Below are 15,155 nucleotides of genomic sequence, written 5' to 3'. Positions count from 1 at the left end.
CTCGTCAAACATCCTGAGATTGCCGAAGCCACTTCGTGGCTTCGTAATGACGATAAAATTTAAATAAAAAATTATGTTAGATAATATTAGAAAAACTGCCGATAGTTTTATAATGCGGGTTTTATTCGTAATGATCGCCTTTGCTTTTGTCGGCTTTGGTATCAAAGATGTATTAAACGGAAGAAGAGGCGGTGATATTGTTACTTTTTCTCATGTAAAAAATATATCCCAGGAAGATTTTTTGCGAGCAAAATCTTTAGAAATTAATGCTATAAGTAAGCAAACGGGAACAAGTTTAACCGATGAAGAAATTACTCAGTTAAATATTGATAACCGAATCCTCAGAAGACTTGCTTACGATAATGTTTTAGATTATTTAGTTAGTTACTATGATTTAGATCTAAGTGATGATACAGTTAAAATTTTAGTGAAAGAATCACCGGTTTTTAAAAATGAACAAGGCGTTTTCGATATAAAGATTTTTAAAACTTATTTTAGAAATTCTTATATGGATGAAGAAAAATATTTATTGAACTTCAAAGAAAAAGCTCTGAAGCATATCTTTGTTAGTACTTTTGTAGAAAGCTTCTATGTTCCTAAAGCTATGACTGACAATATAGTAGATTATATGGCTGAAAAAAGAGAAGTAGAGTTAGTACAAATAGATTTGCAAAATAAGCCAAAAGATTTAGAAATTCCTACTCCTCTAGATCATCAATTAAAGGATTTTTACCAAGATAATAAAGCCTCGTTTGAAGTACCTGAGAAACGCAGCTTTTCTTATATTAGAGCTAATATTAAGGATCTAAAGACTGTAGTCACTCAAGATGAGTTATTAGAATTTTATAATGAAAATAAAGACGAGTTTGGGAATCAAAGTTTTGAATCGGTACAAAAACAATTACATGATTTATTAAAAGCTCAAAAAATCGATATACTCAACATGGAATTTGCTAAAAAGCTAGAAGATGACGTTGCAGCCGGTTCTAGCTTAGTTGAAATTGCTGAAAAATATAAGCTACCGATACAAAACGTTAACTATGTCAGTTATGCAGAGCTTATTGAAGATAAAATAATTGCCGAAAATGCCGATAGTATTTTTGAGCTTTCGGAAAGAGAGTTATCTTATCCTATAGAGGCGGAAGATAAAAGCTATCTTATATTGGTAGAATTAAAATCGATTCAGCCAGCAAAAATACCTGAATTTGATGCTATTAAAGAGCGGGTAAATAAAGTTTGGGTAAAGCAGAATATCGCAGATGTAAATTTAAAAATCATCAAGGATTTAACAAAGGAATATAATTCAGATCAAGAGAATATAAAAGAGCTTAGGCCTGACGGAATAAAAATAAGCAAAAAAAGCTATATTAGAGCAGAAATGGAAAATGAGCTAACATTAATTCCTGAGATGTTATTGTCAATTTTTAATACTAAAATAGGGAGTAATACTCCTGTATTTCAGGTAGGTAATGAAGTATATTTTGCACATATTAAATCTAGAAGTACCGATGAATTAACGGCTAAAAATATTCATATAAATTCAGAAAAAAATATAATATATAACATTAAAAATTCTATAATTGACGAGCTAATTAACTACACAATTATTCAGAATGATATGCAGGTAAAGGGAAGTTTTAACAGATAATGGGGAAGTGGTTTCGATGTCATTCCTAGCTAAAAGCGGGAATCCATTACTTTAAAACTTTTTTAAAAACTGAGGTTATTTCGCTTTATGCTGGATTCCCGCTTTCGCGAGAATGACATAAAAATTACAAACAAAAAAATAGGGCTATGAGCTTTAAAGATTTACCAGAATTTTTAAGATTTTTAGAAAAAAACGGTGAGTTAAAGCGTATTTCTATCCCAATTAAAACTGATCTAGAAATTACGGAGATTAGTAGAAGAGTATTGGCACAAGGTGGACCTGCATTACTTTTTGAAAATGTTATAAAAGCCGATGGTAGTAAGTCCGATATACCCGTTATAACTAATCTTTATGCTAGTATAAAGCGTATTTGCATAGGGCTTAAGCTTCAGAATGTCGAGGAATTAAGAAAACTTGGTGTTTTACTCGCATTTTTTAAGCAACCGCAACCCCCAGCATCTTTTAAAGAAACATTATCAATGTTACCGCTTGCTAAGCGTATCTTTGCTATGTCCCCTAAAATCGTATCCAAAGCCGCTTGCCATGAAATCGTCATTGACAAGCCGAATATCAATATATTGCCGATTCAAAGATGCTGGTCGGATGATATTTCACCTTTAATTACTTGGGGGATAGTAGTTACTAAAGGTCCAACAAAAGATAAGGTTGATAATTACAATCTCGGCATATATAGAATGCAGGTTATCTCGGAAAATAAATTATTAATGCGTTGGTTAAAGTTACGAGGTGGTGCAGAGCATCATAAACGTTGGAAAGAAAAAAAGAAAGAGCCATTTCCTTCTGCTATTGTTATCGGTGCAAATCCAGCGGTAACTTTGGCAGCGGTTACGCCGATACCTGAGAATATTTCGGAATATAATTTTGCCGGTTTACTCGGTAATGAAAAAGTAGAGCTGGTGCAATGCAAAACCATTGACCTCAAAGTACCTGCACATAGTGAAATAGTGCTGGAAGGCTATGTAAGTTTAGAAGAATATTTGCCTGAAGGTCCTTTTGGGGATCATACCGGATATTATAATGATGTTGAGGAGTTCCCTGTATTTACGCTCACCGCGATAACGCTCAAAAAAAATCCTGTATATTTAAGTGCCTATACAGGAAAACCACCTGATGAGCCGTCTATACTAGGTCAAGCATTAAATGAAATTTTTATTCCTATCTTGCAGCAACAATTCCCCGAAATTGTTGATTTTTGGCTCCCTCCTGAAGGATGCTCATATAGAGTGGCAGTAGTATCAATTAAAAAATCCTATCCCGGTCATGCTAAAAGAATAATGCTCGGCATTTGGTCTTACTTGCGGCAATTTATGTATAGTAAATTTATTATCGTTGTAGATGATGATATTGACGTTCGTAACTGGCAAGAAGTAATTTGGGCAATAGCAACAAGAAGCGATCCAAGACGTGATACGACTTTTATAGATAATTCCCCGATAGATTATTTGGATTTTGCATCACCCGAGTCAGGGCTTGGTAGTAAAATGGGAATCGATGCAACAGATAAAATATACCCTGAGACAAATAGAAAATGGGGGAAAAAAATAGAAATGAGTCAGGAAGTTATCGACAAGGTGGATAAGATGTGGGATGGTTTAAAGATATAAGGTATACTCGTTTAATTTGAAAAATTGGCGTCATTGTCCCATATTTTTTGATCCTCACGTACTAGTATGTACGCTGCGGTAAAAAAATACAAAACACCTTGCTCTTCTTTAAATTAAACTTCGTCTACCGTCTATATTAATTGTTAATTTTTTAGAAATATCTTGGAACTAAACATGTATAATATCTCGCACAAAACTATAGTTAATAATTTCCAAGAAATAGCCGATAAATATCAAGAGCTTATTTTGCATTTTATGCAAGGTAGGGGAAGTATGATTCCTAAAAATCTGATTAATAGCGATAAAAACAGAATTATAACCTCTTTAATGGTGGAACAGTTTTGGGCAAATCCTGAAAAATTTTGTCAGCTTAATATTGAATATATTGATAAATTGAGAGAGCTTGCAGCAAATAGCTTTGCAAAATTTGTCGGTAGTCCGGCAAAAGTTGTATTTTCTCCGGATAATCGAGATAAAAGATTTAAAGATTCTTCATGGGAGGATAATGCTTATTTTAACTTTGTTAAACAATATTACTTGCTTTCTTCGGAGTGGCTTAAGAAGAATATAGAACAGTATGAGCTATCAAATGATCTCAAACAACATTTAGAGTTTGCGACTAAACATTTTATCGATGCGTTTTCACCTTCAAATTTTGCTTTTTGTAATCCAAAAGTTTTGCGTGAAACATTAGAGAGCGGCGGTCAGAATTTAGTACAAGGACTAGAAAATTTCTTAAGAGATATAAAAAGTTCCGGTGATATATTAAATATTAAAACTACCGATAAATCTGCTTTTAAACTTGGTAAAAATATTGCGGCAACAAAAGGAAAAGCTATATTCCAAAATGATTTAATGCAATTAATATGCTATGAACCGAAAGAGAAAGTTCATAAGATTCCGATATTTATTATTCCGCCATGTATAAATAAATATTATATACTCGATTTATCCCCGCATAATTCTTTAGTATCTTTCTTAGTAGAAAATAATTTTCAAGTTTTTCTTATTTCATGGGTTAATCCTGATATCTCTTTATCGGAGAAAGGCTTCGAGGATTACTTAAAAGATGGAATTTTAGCACCTTTTGAGTATGTTAAAAATCTTGGTTTTAAAAAAATTGATTTTGTCGGATATTGCATAGGTGGTACACTCCTCGCTATAATTATCGCCTATTTTAAAGCAAAAAAAGTAGATTCTGTTCATAGTAGCACTTTCTTTACTACTGTGCTTGATTATACTCATCCTGGCGAGCTTGGAATATTTTTTAATGAAGCTACGATTAATTACATTAAAGAAGATATAAAATTAAAGGGTTATTTTGATGGAAAGTATTTATCAAATAGTTTTAGTTTGCTAAGGGCGAATGATTTAATTTGGACGTTTTTTGTCAATAATTATTTACTCGGTAAAAAACCAATGCCTTTTGATTTGCTATATTGGAATGCGGATTCTACCAACTTACCGGCAAGGATGTATGAGGAATATTTGCAAAATACATATTGCAACAATTTATTAAAAGAACCAGATAGTTTGGAAGTACTTGGTACTAAGATAGACTTAAATAAAGTTGATTGTAATTCTTTTTTTGTAGCAGCAAAAGAAGATCATATAGCTCCGTGGCGTTCAATATATGATGGTCTGAAACTATTAAAAGGTCATAAGATTTTTTGTCTAACCGATTCAGGGCATGTAGCAGGTGTAGTTAATCCTCCGGCTAGTGCCAAATATAATTATCGTCTTAACGATGATTTAAGTTTAAATAGTAATGAGTGGCTTACGAAAACCAAAGAGTATCAAGGTTCGTGGTGGAATTATTGGCTTGAGTGGCTTGTAAAAAATAATGATAATAAGCTAGTAGATTCTTTAGATTATCAGAATATGAAGTATGTAGAAGAAGCTCCTGGAAGTTATGTTAAAAAATAGATGTTGTTACCCCCATGTCATTCCCGCGTAGGCCGGTAATCCATTTTAAAACTTATAAAAGAAAAACCCAATTTGTTCCACTTTTTACTGGATTCCCGCCTACGCGGGAAGGACATAAAACCACGCGCGCCGCTCCTAAAATATAAATAAGTCATGAAGAGAAAAAATAATAAATTTATAGAAATAGTTATTGCCTTTATCTCGGGAGTTGCTTTAGGCATTTATGGACAGAATCCGGATTATTTTACTAATCTGATAAATCAAAAATTATTAGTTTCATCTACTCCGCAAATAAAGCATTACAATATTTCAGAGCTCTCAAGAAGTAAAGTTAGTACATGTTTTACCCCGCCGTCCGGATGTACTAAATTTATAGCGAATCAAATAGATAAAGCTGAAGAGTCTATTTATATGCAGGCATACGGTATGAGCGATGCACTAATTACTACTGCACTCATTAATGCACAAATACGAGGAGTGAAGGTTAGAATATTGCTCGATCGTAGTAATTTAAAGCAAAAATTTTCTAAATTGCATGAATTACAACGAGCAAAAATTGATGTAGGCATAGATAAAGTACCGGGAATTGCTCATAATAAAGTTATAATTATCGATAAAAAGAAAGTAATAACCGGTTCGTTTAATTTCACAGCTACTGCTGATAAACGTAATGCCGAAAATGTGATTGTTATAGAAGATCAGGAACTAGCAGAGTCTTATTTACAAAATTGGTTAAACAGAAAAGTAAGTAATTGAGGGAATTTCTACCGTGTCATATCGCGACTTGATCGCGGTATCTTTTGAGTTATACTAACTGCTTTACAAGATACCGTGATCAAGTCGCGGTATGACGGTGTTAGTTATTTTTTTAAGCAGATTTCTTATTGAAGTTTTTTTGTACTTGTTCTGCCATATTTTGCATATTGTTAGAAGTATGGTGAACATTTTCGGCAATATGCTTATTTGCAGCTTCAAATATTTTGGTTGAAGACTCATAAGCAATACTTGCTAATTCCTTAGCATTGTTCATAGATGTTTCGCAAATAGACTTTAAACATTTTTGATGACATTCATTAGCTTGTTTGAAATCTTTAGAATTTGCTGCTTCTTTAGTAATATTTAAAATAGTATTGACATTATTTTGTGTAATCTCAGAATTTTTCTTAAGCAAAGCTTGCATGCTTTCCGTAGCAATTTGGTTAGTTGTTACAAGAATATTCATAGCTCTTTGCATTGTATTTGTAATAGATGAAAGGTCTACACTAGGGATATTTTTCATAGAACTCATATAAAATTCTGGATTCATATAGGACTTCATTAAATCTAAAAATTGTGTATTATTTAACATTATTCATTCTCCTAAAATAAATTAAATTTTGTAAATATTTTATGAGGCTCCACGAACATTTCTAAAAAGATTTAATTTTGGATATTTTTTACTACAAATTGTAAGATTTTCTTGAAATAGGACTACTATTCTTTCAAAAATCTTATTAATTTTTGCTAAAAAATATCTTAAAATAAAAAACCAATTAGAAATGTTCATAGACCCTTAAGAAATTGTTCTGCTTTTGCATTTTACAGGTTACGTATATATAAACATACCCCCCTTAATCTACGCTAACATTTATAAAATTATGAGTCAATAATTGCTAGCATTAAAAATAGTTAAGTTTTTATAAATGTTAGATACATCAATTCAGGAATTAATAAATAAGTGGCAAAAATACCTCGCTTTGCAAAGAAATTACTCCAATCATACAGTAATTTCTTATAATAATGACCTTAAGCATTTCCTTGAGTTTATGAATTATTATAATTCAGAGCTTGTAACAATAAATCATATTAAAGCCGCAGATATAAGATTAATACGAAGTTGGCTTGCAAAACGTAATTGTGATAATTTTACCACTTCTTCAATTTCACGTGGTTTATCCGCAGTAAAAAATTTTTATAAGTTTTTAGAAAAAACAGCACAATTAAATAGTCATATAATTTTTTCTATAAAATCTCCTAAAAAAACTAAATTGTTACCAAAGGCTTTATCGGAAGATGATGTAGTAATAACGCTTGAGCATATTGAAGAATACGGTAATATTAAGTGGGTAGAACTTAGAAATAAAGCCCTACTTGTTCTTATATATGCTGCAGGGCTTCGTATATCGGAAGCACTATCAATTACGAAACTTCATCTACAAAACCTAGAGTTTATAAAAATAATCGGTAAAGGTAGTAAAGAAAGAGTAATTCCGTGGTTACCGATTGCTAAAAATTTAATTACCAGCTATTTAGAAATATTACCATATAAATTAGAAGATAATGAACCGATATTTAGGGGGAAACAAGGTAAGAAATTGCAGCCACCGGTATTTAATCGTGAATTAATTAAATTAAAGCATTTTTATGGCCTACCGCAGCATTTAACTGCTCATTCATTTAGACATAGTTTTGCTTCACATTTGCTTGAGCATGGTGCAGATTTACGCTCTATTCAAGAGCTATTAGGTCATAAAAGTTTATCTACTACACAAAACTATACTAAAACAAGTATAAAGCATTTAGAAGCTGTATATAATACCGTATATCCAATTAAAAAATAAAATATATTAATATTCATAATCTTCTTGCGTTAATTTTAAGTTATATATTATATTATTTTAAAAACCTTATAAATAATAAATTAAAGCTAATATTGAGATATTAATATGCTAGAAGTACCTAAATTACCCATGGGATATAAACCTTCTAAAGATGAAGAATATATGTGTCCTAATCATCTAGAATATTTTAGACAAAAACTTTTAAGATGGAAAGAGGATTTATTAAAGGAGTCTCAAGAGACTTTAAATCATTTAAAGGAAGAAAATTTGAAAGAATCCGATCTAAACGATTGCGCTACTCATGAAACAGAACGAGCTTTTGAGCTTCGTAGTAGAAATAGATATTGTAAATTAATGAGTAAAATAGAAGAAGCGTTATCACGTATTAAAAATGGAGAATACGGTTACTGTGAAGAAACAGGCGACCCAATAGGTATAAAAAGATTAGAAGCAAGACCTATTGCTGCATTATGTATTGAAGCTCAAGAGCGTCATGAAAATTATGAGAGGAGTCATTTGGACGAACCTGGAAACTGAGCAGCTAGGTAATTTATATGCGTGGATCGATTTTCACCGTCATTGCGAGCCGGCATTTATGCCGGTGCGGCAATCTCTCAGGAGTTTTTTTACATTATCTTATGGGATCGCCGCGTCGCTGCTAACGCAACTCCTCGCAATGACGGAAAAACTGATCTATCAATGCCTCGATTATTAGCGATTATATACCTTAAAACCTAAAGAAGTTAAAGCATTCATCGTTTCAAATAGAGGTAGTCCCATAACATTTGAGTATGAACCGGAAATAAATGAGATAAAAGCTTCTGCATAACCGGAAATTTTGCACCCGCCGGCTTTATCTATCCCCTCATCTAAAGAACAATAAAAATTAATCTCTTCATCACTTAATTTTTTGAATTTAACAATAGTCTGAACTATTTTTTGTCTAACGGTAAGCTGATCATTCTCTTTTTTGATAATGCATAAACCGGTATAGACGCGATGACGACGTCCCGATAACATCTTGATACAATTCCTAACTTCTTCGTAAGTAGTAGCTTTCGGCAATATTCTTCTACCTACTGCCGCTACAGTATCGGCAGCTATAATTATAGCTGATTCCTCTATTTGAGATGTAACCTTCATAGCTTTTTCGTAAGCAAGTCTTATAGCTAAGGGAGCGGGTAATTCGCGTAAATTAGGTGTTTCGTCTATATCTGCCGGAATAATTTGTGAAGGGATGATTTTTATTCGGTGTAATAATTCAATTCTTGCAGGAGAGTTTGATGCTAATATAATCGGTAAGGTTTTTTGGTTTCGCTTCATACTTATAAAGACTAGTGACGATGAATCACGCGCCCCTTAGTTAAATCATAAGGAGTCATTTCTACCGTAACTTTATCTCCTAGTAATATTCTGATACGGTTTTTACGCATCCTACCGGAAGTATGAGCGATAATTATATGATCATTCTCAAGCTTTACTCTGAAAGTAGCATTAGGTAAAAGTTCAAGTACTGTACCTGTAAACTGAATGAGATTGTCTTTTGACATTAGATTTATATTTTTTACTACTACTCTTCATTTTACTTCGGAGTATATATTATATGGTCGGGGCGGAGAGATTTGAACTCCCGACCCTCTGGTCCCAAACCAGATGCGCTACCAGGCTGCGCTACGCCCCGAGGATTAATTATGTCTATACTATATACTCTATTATTTGTAGCAAATCAATCTGTTTATGCAAAAATTTATAGATTTTGCTCAATAAAGAAAGATAACGTCCTTGCGAGCAGTCGTAGACTGCGTGGCAATCTCGTCAAATATCCTGAGATTGCTTCATCAATTACTTTGTAATTTCCTTGCAATGACAATTGGGTATCCACACAACAATGCTTTACAGGAATGACATAAGAATTACAAAAATTAATAAAATTTTGCTGTTTTTATTAAGGAGCTAAAATAAGTAGGTTTTACCCCTGTATTCTTTAAGTTTTTTATACGATTTACCGAATTCTTATAAAAATACATAAAATTTAATTTATTTTAAATAAGAAAAAGTAACTTATAATTATTTTTTATATGCAGAAAATCCTTATCTTATAAGTATTTTCATACATAGTTTAATACCAAATTAATGTTTTCAACTAAAAGTAATATGTTATTTATATAACAGAATCATAAGTTAGAAAAGTTTTTGTTTCTTTAATAATTGTTAATCATTTCATCTTACCCTCCTTTATTATTAATATTAATCAAAGCCCTGAATAAAAATTTAATTTTATTGTTAACTTTTTCTAAAAGTACAACGTAGGTTCTGTGAACATCTCTAAAAAGATTTAATTTTGGTTATTTTTTTCTGCAAATTATAAGATTTTTTTTGAAATATAAATAACTATTCCGACAAAAATCTTATTAATTTTCGCTAAAAAATACCTCAAAATAGTGAATCAATTAAGAATGTTCACAGAATCTAGCGAAAATATTAAGAATTTTTATCTTGCTCTCATTTTGCTTAGAGGGGCTTTAATCCTCTTGTGTGATAACGAATATATTTATTATTTGCTAAGGAATACTAATATCGAATTTATAATTTAAAAAATTACGCCAAAATTTAGGAGATGTTATGTCAATCCAACGAAAAAAACTATAAATTTATTAAAAAAAGTATGTTTGCATCAACTGCGCATTGATCCTCGCGAGCACGAGTGTCCTTGGTACTGCTAACCGAATCGTAACAGTAGGAGGTGGCTCAGTATCTAATGGGAGTGCTTTTGGTGGAGGGGCATACGTACCGGGTTCGTCTGTAACCCTTGGCGTAGTAAATAATTTTACCGCAGATGTGCCAGCAATTCCTGCTACATATTTAGATACCTTTAATAATGCAACAATGACGGTACCAAATAACCTAAGTCTTGGACCTGTTATACCTGTTAATCTTAAGGCAACAAATGTAGGGCTAGTTGTAAATGTTCCTAACGCTATAAACATGACTTTAACAGGTGCTCCGGTTACACCGACAGCTGCAAGTGCGGCAGTTTCTCCTTTTTGCACCAAATCCGGGACCGGGGTAAGCACCGGCAAACACTTACTATTTTAACAGCTTTAATTTTAACAACAATGCTAGTACTTTGACTATACAATCTACTGTTGTCGGCAATAATTCAATTCAGTTTAATATACCTGCTATCGCAACTAGTCTTGCCGGTCGCGCCCCCGTATTGCAGCTTAGCATGAATAGTCTATAATCCTCAAACAGTAATAAGAGAGAATTATAGTTAAGGAGTTATGACAAGAATATATGTTAAGTGTAGATCAAGAATAGATGTTAAGTGTAGATATTATAACGACACAGAAAAAGTAGTAAAGGCGGGATATTCAATTTCAAAACAACAGAGATATCAATGCAAGCAGTGTAATCGATATTTTTAACTGTAATATATTAATAATGCCTCTAAGCCTGGAGTCAAGACTCAGATAGTAGATATGTCAATCAATGGCTCTGGAGTTAGGGATACAGTGAGAGGGCACCGTCAAGTTAAAAGAGATGTAAATTAAGTATCGAGCAAATGCAAAGAATGATTTATAGAATAGCAATAACCATTTTTTTCTAAATTATACCGCTATGCATATTACTCAAGCCCCGAAGAGACATCGTTTTCCAGCAAGTATTATCAGTCATGTAGTATGGTTATATCATCGTTTTAATAGTAGCTACCGAGATGTTCAAGAACAGATGGCATATCGAGGTATTATTTTGAGTCATGAGACTGTAAGATTTTGGTGCAATAAATTTGCAGTTTATTTTCAAGATGTCATCAGGAAGAGAGGGCGGAAGCCAACTGATAAATGGCATTTAGATGAGATGAACATCGAGATCAAAGGTGAAGTATTCATATTATGGAGAGCTGTTGATTCTGAGGGGTATGAGTTAGAAGTATTGTTGCAGAAGCGTCGTAACAAGAAGTCAGATATTAGGTTTTTATCAAGATTACTGGGTAATTATCCTTCTCCAAGAGTAATTGTTACTGATAAGCTAAGGAGTTACATTAAACCTGTTAAGCTTATGTGCCCTAAAACTAAGTATCGCACTCATAAGAGACTAAATAACCGCGTTGAGAATGCTCATCAGCCAACTTAGGCAAAAAGAGAGGATACTGATTAAATTCAAGCATCCTAACCCAGCACAATGTACATTATCACTGATGAGCAAGGTTAGAAATATATTTGCTGTAGATGTTGGTAGATATAATAAAAAGGCACCCGAGCAAAGAATTGCATTTACATCCGCTAAAGACGTTTGGGATGAAGCTACTCAAAGACTTCTTGCTGCCTGAAATCTAAAAATATAGCTCCTTTTGACTCTATCTTACTTAACTTGACGGTGCCTTTAAAAGTTCTAGTCCTCTAAAATATAATTGTGGTATTAAATGATAACCTTCATCTAATTGCCTAATCGAGGTAAATATCTTAAGTGCTTCTTCATAATTAGCGTCATTTAAAAGATTTATTCCCTCAGAGTATAATTGGTCTATTCCCTCTTTTATATTCAAATCTATATATAAATTAATTGATTAAACCATATTATGGCCGCCATTGATGGAAATAGTCTCGCCTGTTATAAAGCCAGCATTTTCATCAACTAAAAATGCCACGGCTCTAGCTATTTCTTCAGGCTGCCCTAGTCTTTTTTTGGGGATACTATTAATGATTTTAGCAAGCACGTCTTCAGGTACTGCTCCTACCATTTCTGTTGCGATATACCCGGGAGCTATGCAGTTAACGGTGATATTTTTAGAAGCAGTTTCACGAGCAAGAGCCTTAGTAAAGCCGATAATTCCGGCTTTAGCAGCAGAGTAGTTAGTTTGCCCTACCTGCCCTGCTTGAGCATTAATTGAACTGATATTTACTATACGACCGTAATCTTGGTTTCGCATCTGCTCCATTACGCTACTAGACATATTAAAGCAAGAATTGAGGTTAACGTTAATGACATCATTCCAATCTTGATGACTCATTTTATGTAGCATTTTATCTTTGGTAATACCTGCATTGTTAACAAGAATACTTACCAGTTTTTTAAAATCCTCTTCAATTTCTTTTACGACTCTCTTACATTCTTCAAAATCTGCAACATTCCAGCGTTTAGTTTTTATGCCGTATTTTTCTTCCATTTCTTTAGCAGCATCGTAATTACTGAAAAAATTAGCAACTACCGTAAAGCCTTTATCTTTTAATTCTAGAGCAGTAGCTTTGCCTATCCCTCTCGTACCGCCTGTTACAATTGCAAGTTCTGACATTATTTCTCCTTATATACTTATATTTTGATCTTTATTAGAGTTAGCCGATGGGGTTATACTAGGTTTAAGGTTTCCTATTGCTAATTTTGTTGATTTAGATTTAGGTTGCCCTTGTTCTTTATTAGCAGCAACTTGTATATTAGATTGAAGTGTTCTATATTCCTCATCTTTATACATATTCGGCAATTCCAAAGCTTTTGTTTGTTCCTCCTTTTCGTTAATAATCGTACCTTTCTTAAGTTTCTTGATTCTATTATTAGCTCCGGTTGCCTCGATCATAGATTTCAGAGCACCTTTTCTACTTTCAGGGAATCCTTGAGCTGTTTGTTGCAATGTGCCGTAACAGCCGATAGTAGCACCGCCTGCATAAACTCCTCCGGCTTGCCCAGCAGTGTGCCCCGCTTTTAGAAGTTGCTTGTCGGTATCTTGTACCTCTATCCCTAATCTAGCTGCTATAACCGAGCTAGTTTGATCATGCTCGGCAAGACCTGTGCGATCCTTACCGCTTGCACACATGGTAAGCACTTCATGCTTTGGAACTCTTCTTAAAACCGGATCTTTAGAGTTTAAGACTTGATAGCTTAAATTATTGAGTTTTCTAGAAATGCTACTGCTTATATTCTCTTTATCCATTCCTCTAAAAAAAACTACATCGGCTTTCTCCACATCTTTCCTTAAATCAGCAGAATCTGTTAATATTTTAATAATTTCAGGAGATAAGTTATGTGTACGCACCGCAATATCCAATAATCCCTGAAGATCGCCTTTTGGTTTATTAAGGCCAAATAATCTCTCAAATTTGCCACGTGGTTTTAAATGAGTTGCAATATCAGCGAAATTATCTTCTTTTGGTAGATTATTTACAAGATTATTAAGCTGTTCTTTCACGCCATTAAGATTATTACAAGCAGCACTTAGCCTAAATATGTTAAAAGCCGTATTAGTGTTGTAGCCTCCTACATGATCCATGGCTCTTTTTGTATATGTTACAAGTATAGCATCTTGGTGAGGGAGTTTAAAATTTGCATTACCGCTATTTAAAGTATTCGTATGGGGCACATGATCTTTGCCCATCCATTCACCAGCTTGTCGTGAATTTAGATTAGTAATTTCTTGTCTAGAATTATCATCTCTTGAAAGAGAAGCAAGTGTTCCTGCGTGTTTTGAGGTATGTATTATCTCAAGAGGCTTATTTTCTTCAGCCATAGCAGTAATTTTTTCAAAGGCATTTTTCATGCCGACTATTTGGTGTAACTGGGTTGAGATAACGTGATCACCGTCTTTTATTACTTCGGAATACTTATTTACCAATTGTCTTTCCCAAGCCGGCATTTCTTTGAACCAGTCTTTATCCGCTCTATTTTGGTATTCTAGCTGTTGTTCATCAGTTATCCCCTTTAGTGCTACCTCCGCTTCAATTACCGTATGATCTTCGCCTTGCTTATCTTTAATATTGGATAAAGTAACTATATTGCAATGCTCGTCTTTAAAATTTTGGAAATCCTTAGCAACATTAAGCTTTTTATGTACTTCTTCGATACCGTTTTTTTCTAAAAATACCGCTATATCATTAATGCTGTTTTTTATGCTAATAGCAATATTTTCTTGCGACTCTTTCATATTAAGTGCATTAAAGCTCACTATAAATTTCTTGGCTTCTTTTTTTAATTGTACTTCAAGCCCTGGTTTATTTTCAATCTTAGCTATATCAATTGCTGCTCGTACAGCATTTAGGTACTGCATTTCATGACCTTCAGTGCCAAGTACGCGTGGCTCTTTAGCGTTTCTTGCATCACGAACTATTACACCTGTTGCTCCCTCTATTTCTACTAAAGGGCGAATTCTAGTAAGTTTTATGCCGGTTTTTTCTTCACGTAAAATTTCAAGTTTTTGTAGTGAATCAGTAAAATTTCCTTCCTCCACTGCTTTGATAACTTCATCTCTATTGGTTTGCAGTGGGGGCGATAGATGTTTGTTACCCGCTAAAAACTCATTTGTTTGACTTATAAGAAAATCTTTATCTTGGTCAAATCGCTCTTTTAATGATAGGGACATGGTAA

At 33.3% G+C, this 15,155-nt stretch carries 16 protein-coding genes and 1 tRNA gene; 9 read left to right on the top strand and 8 right to left on the bottom strand.

All coding sequences use genetic code 11. The features are described 5' to 3' along the window. Positions 1–73: 73 nt before the first annotated feature. The 4 genes from AAGD46_RS07790 (at position 74) to pld (ending at position 5,955) form a co-directional block, all read left to right on the top strand. Entirely contained in the window at positions 74–1,648 is a 1,575-nt protein-coding gene (locus AAGD46_RS07790) for a SurA N-terminal domain-containing protein (RefSeq protein ID WP_341787211.1), read from the top strand. A 146-nt stretch (positions 1,649–1,794) separates the two neighbouring features. After that, positions 1,795–3,273, top strand: coding sequence for a UbiD family decarboxylase (locus AAGD46_RS07785; protein WP_341787210.1), 1,479 nt, complete (start codon positions 1,795–1,797; stop codon positions 3,271–3,273). Between the two features lie 174 nt (positions 3,274–3,447). Beyond that, complete coding sequence (locus AAGD46_RS07780) at positions 3,448–5,199, top strand: class I poly(R)-hydroxyalkanoic acid synthase (RefSeq protein WP_341787209.1); 1,752 nt, start codon at positions 3,448–3,450, stop codon at positions 5,197–5,199. Between the two features lie 153 nt (positions 5,200–5,352). Next, entirely contained in the window at positions 5,353–5,955 is a 603-nt protein-coding gene (gene pld / locus AAGD46_RS07775) for a phospholipase D (protein ID WP_341787208.1), read from the top strand. Between the two features lie 112 nt (positions 5,956–6,067). Here pld and AAGD46_RS07770 read toward each other — a convergent pair whose 3' ends face one another. Next, positions 6,068–6,547, bottom strand: coding sequence for a phasin family protein (locus AAGD46_RS07770; protein WP_341787207.1), 480 nt, complete (start codon positions 6,545–6,547; stop codon positions 6,068–6,070). A gap of 334 nt (positions 6,548–6,881) precedes the next feature. Here AAGD46_RS07770 and AAGD46_RS07765 point away from each other — a divergent pair, with 334 nt between their 5' ends. Continuing rightward, positions 6,882–7,799, top strand: coding sequence for a tyrosine recombinase XerC (locus AAGD46_RS07765; protein ID WP_341787205.1), 918 nt, complete (start codon positions 6,882–6,884; stop codon positions 7,797–7,799). Positions 7,800–7,904: 105 nt separating this feature from the next. Next, the gene (gene dksA / locus AAGD46_RS07760; RefSeq protein WP_341787203.1) at positions 7,905–8,336 is read left to right on the top strand and encodes an RNA polymerase-binding protein DksA; all 432 of its coding nucleotides are present in this window, start codon (positions 7,905–7,907) and stop codon (positions 8,334–8,336) included. 174 nt (positions 8,337–8,510) lie between these two features. Here the strand turns inward: dksA and AAGD46_RS07755 are convergent, their stop codons facing one another. The 4 genes from AAGD46_RS07755 to AAGD46_RS07740 form a co-directional block, all read right to left on the bottom strand. Further along, positions 8,511–9,122: a nucleoside triphosphate pyrophosphatase gene (locus tag AAGD46_RS07755; RefSeq protein ID WP_341787201.1), complete on the bottom strand. Its 612-nt coding sequence runs from the start codon at positions 9,120–9,122 to the stop codon at positions 8,511–8,513. An 11-nt stretch (positions 9,123–9,133) separates the two neighbouring features. After that, positions 9,134–9,349: a translation initiation factor IF-1 gene (gene infA, locus AAGD46_RS07750; RefSeq protein WP_341787200.1), complete on the bottom strand. Its 216-nt coding sequence runs from the start codon at positions 9,347–9,349 to the stop codon at positions 9,134–9,136. Between the two features lie 54 nt (positions 9,350–9,403). Further along, a tRNA-Pro gene (locus AAGD46_RS07745) sits at positions 9,404–9,480 on the bottom strand. Between the two features lie 973 nt (positions 9,481–10,453). Then, positions 10,454–10,873, bottom strand: coding sequence for a hypothetical protein (locus AAGD46_RS07740; RefSeq protein ID WP_341787199.1), 420 nt, complete (start codon positions 10,871–10,873; stop codon positions 10,454–10,456). Positions 10,874–11,236: 363 nt separating this feature from the next. On the opposite strand from AAGD46_RS07740, the gene AAGD46_RS09755 reads away from it, so the two are divergent. The 3 genes from AAGD46_RS09755 to AAGD46_RS07730 all read left to right on the top strand — a co-directional run bounded on the left by AAGD46_RS09755 (position 11,237) and on the right by AAGD46_RS07730 (position 12,132). Next, positions 11,237–11,353, top strand: coding sequence for an IS1-like element transposase (locus tag AAGD46_RS09755; protein ID WP_410525992.1), 117 nt, complete (start codon positions 11,237–11,239; stop codon positions 11,351–11,353). Positions 11,354–11,420: 67 nt separating this feature from the next. Beyond that, positions 11,421–11,936, top strand: a complete 516-nt coding sequence (locus AAGD46_RS07735) for an IS6 family transposase (protein WP_341787198.1) — start codon at positions 11,421–11,423, stop codon at positions 11,934–11,936. After that, positions 11,917–12,132, top strand: coding sequence for a transposase (locus tag AAGD46_RS07730; protein ID WP_341787197.1), 216 nt, complete (start codon positions 11,917–11,919; stop codon positions 12,130–12,132). Before AAGD46_RS07735 ends, AAGD46_RS07730 begins: the two co-directional genes overlap by 20 nt. A gap of 36 nt (positions 12,133–12,168) precedes the next feature. On the opposite strand, the gene AAGD46_RS07725 is transcribed toward AAGD46_RS07730, so the two are convergent. Genes AAGD46_RS07725 through AAGD46_RS07715 form a run of 3 tightly spaced genes read right to left on the bottom strand, consistent with a single transcriptional unit; the run spans position 12,169 to position 15,150 of the window. Then, complete coding sequence (locus AAGD46_RS07725) at positions 12,169–12,348, bottom strand: hypothetical protein (RefSeq protein WP_341787196.1); 180 nt, start codon at positions 12,346–12,348, stop codon at positions 12,169–12,171. Positions 12,349–12,369: 21 nt separating this feature from the next. Then, positions 12,370–13,095 carry an SDR family oxidoreductase gene (locus AAGD46_RS07720; protein WP_341787195.1) on the bottom strand — a complete coding sequence of 242 codons (726 nt, stop codon included), beginning with the start codon at positions 13,093–13,095 and terminating at the stop codon, positions 12,370–12,372. Between the two features lie 9 nt (positions 13,096–13,104). Beyond that, positions 13,105–15,150 carry a hypothetical protein gene (locus AAGD46_RS07715; RefSeq protein WP_341787194.1) on the bottom strand — a complete coding sequence of 682 codons (2,046 nt, stop codon included), beginning with the start codon at positions 15,148–15,150 and terminating at the stop codon, positions 13,105–13,107. Between the last annotated feature and the right edge of the window lie 5 nt (positions 15,151–15,155).

It is taken from the genome of Rickettsia endosymbiont of Cantharis rufa (assembly GCF_964026445.1).
In the GTDB taxonomy this organism is placed as follows: domain Bacteria; phylum Pseudomonadota; class Alphaproteobacteria; order Rickettsiales; family Rickettsiaceae; genus Rickettsia.
This window is presented reverse-complemented; position numbering and strand designations above follow the sequence as displayed.

Bases quoted from the DNA above. Each gene is read 5' to 3' on its own strand.
- dksA (WP_341787203.1), top strand. From the start codon at position 7,905: ATGCTAGAAGTACCTAAATTACCCATGGGATATAAACCTTCTAAAGAT.
- AAGD46_RS07715 (WP_341787194.1), bottom strand. From the start codon at position 15,150: ATGTCCCTATCATTAAAAGAGCGATTTGACCAAGATAAAGATTTTCTT.
- infA (WP_341787200.1), bottom strand. From the start codon at position 9,349: ATGTCAAAAGACAATCTCATTCAGTTTACAGGTACAGTACTTGAACTT.
- pld (WP_341787208.1), top strand. From the start codon at position 5,353: ATGAAGAGAAAAAATAATAAATTTATAGAAATAGTTATTGCCTTTATC.
- AAGD46_RS07770 (WP_341787207.1), bottom strand. From the start codon at position 6,547: ATGTTAAATAATACACAATTTTTAGATTTAATGAAGTCCTATATGAAT.
- AAGD46_RS07735 (WP_341787198.1), top strand. From the start codon at position 11,421: ATGCATATTACTCAAGCCCCGAAGAGACATCGTTTTCCAGCAAGTATT.
- AAGD46_RS07720 (WP_341787195.1), bottom strand. From the start codon at position 13,095: ATGTCAGAACTTGCAATTGTAACAGGCGGTACGAGAGGGATAGGCAAA.
- AAGD46_RS07730 (WP_341787197.1), top strand. From the start codon at position 11,917: ATGCTCATCAGCCAACTTAGGCAAAAAGAGAGGATACTGATTAAATTC.
- AAGD46_RS07755 (WP_341787201.1), bottom strand. From the start codon at position 9,122: ATGAAGCGAAACCAAAAAACCTTACCGATTATATTAGCATCAAACTCT.
- AAGD46_RS07765 (WP_341787205.1), top strand. From the start codon at position 6,882: ATGTTAGATACATCAATTCAGGAATTAATAAATAAGTGGCAAAAATAC.
- AAGD46_RS07780 (WP_341787209.1), top strand. From the start codon at position 3,448: ATGTATAATATCTCGCACAAAACTATAGTTAATAATTTCCAAGAAATA.
- AAGD46_RS07790 (WP_341787211.1), top strand. From the start codon at position 74: ATGTTAGATAATATTAGAAAAACTGCCGATAGTTTTATAATGCGGGTT.
- AAGD46_RS07785 (WP_341787210.1), top strand. From the start codon at position 1,795: ATGAGCTTTAAAGATTTACCAGAATTTTTAAGATTTTTAGAAAAAAAC.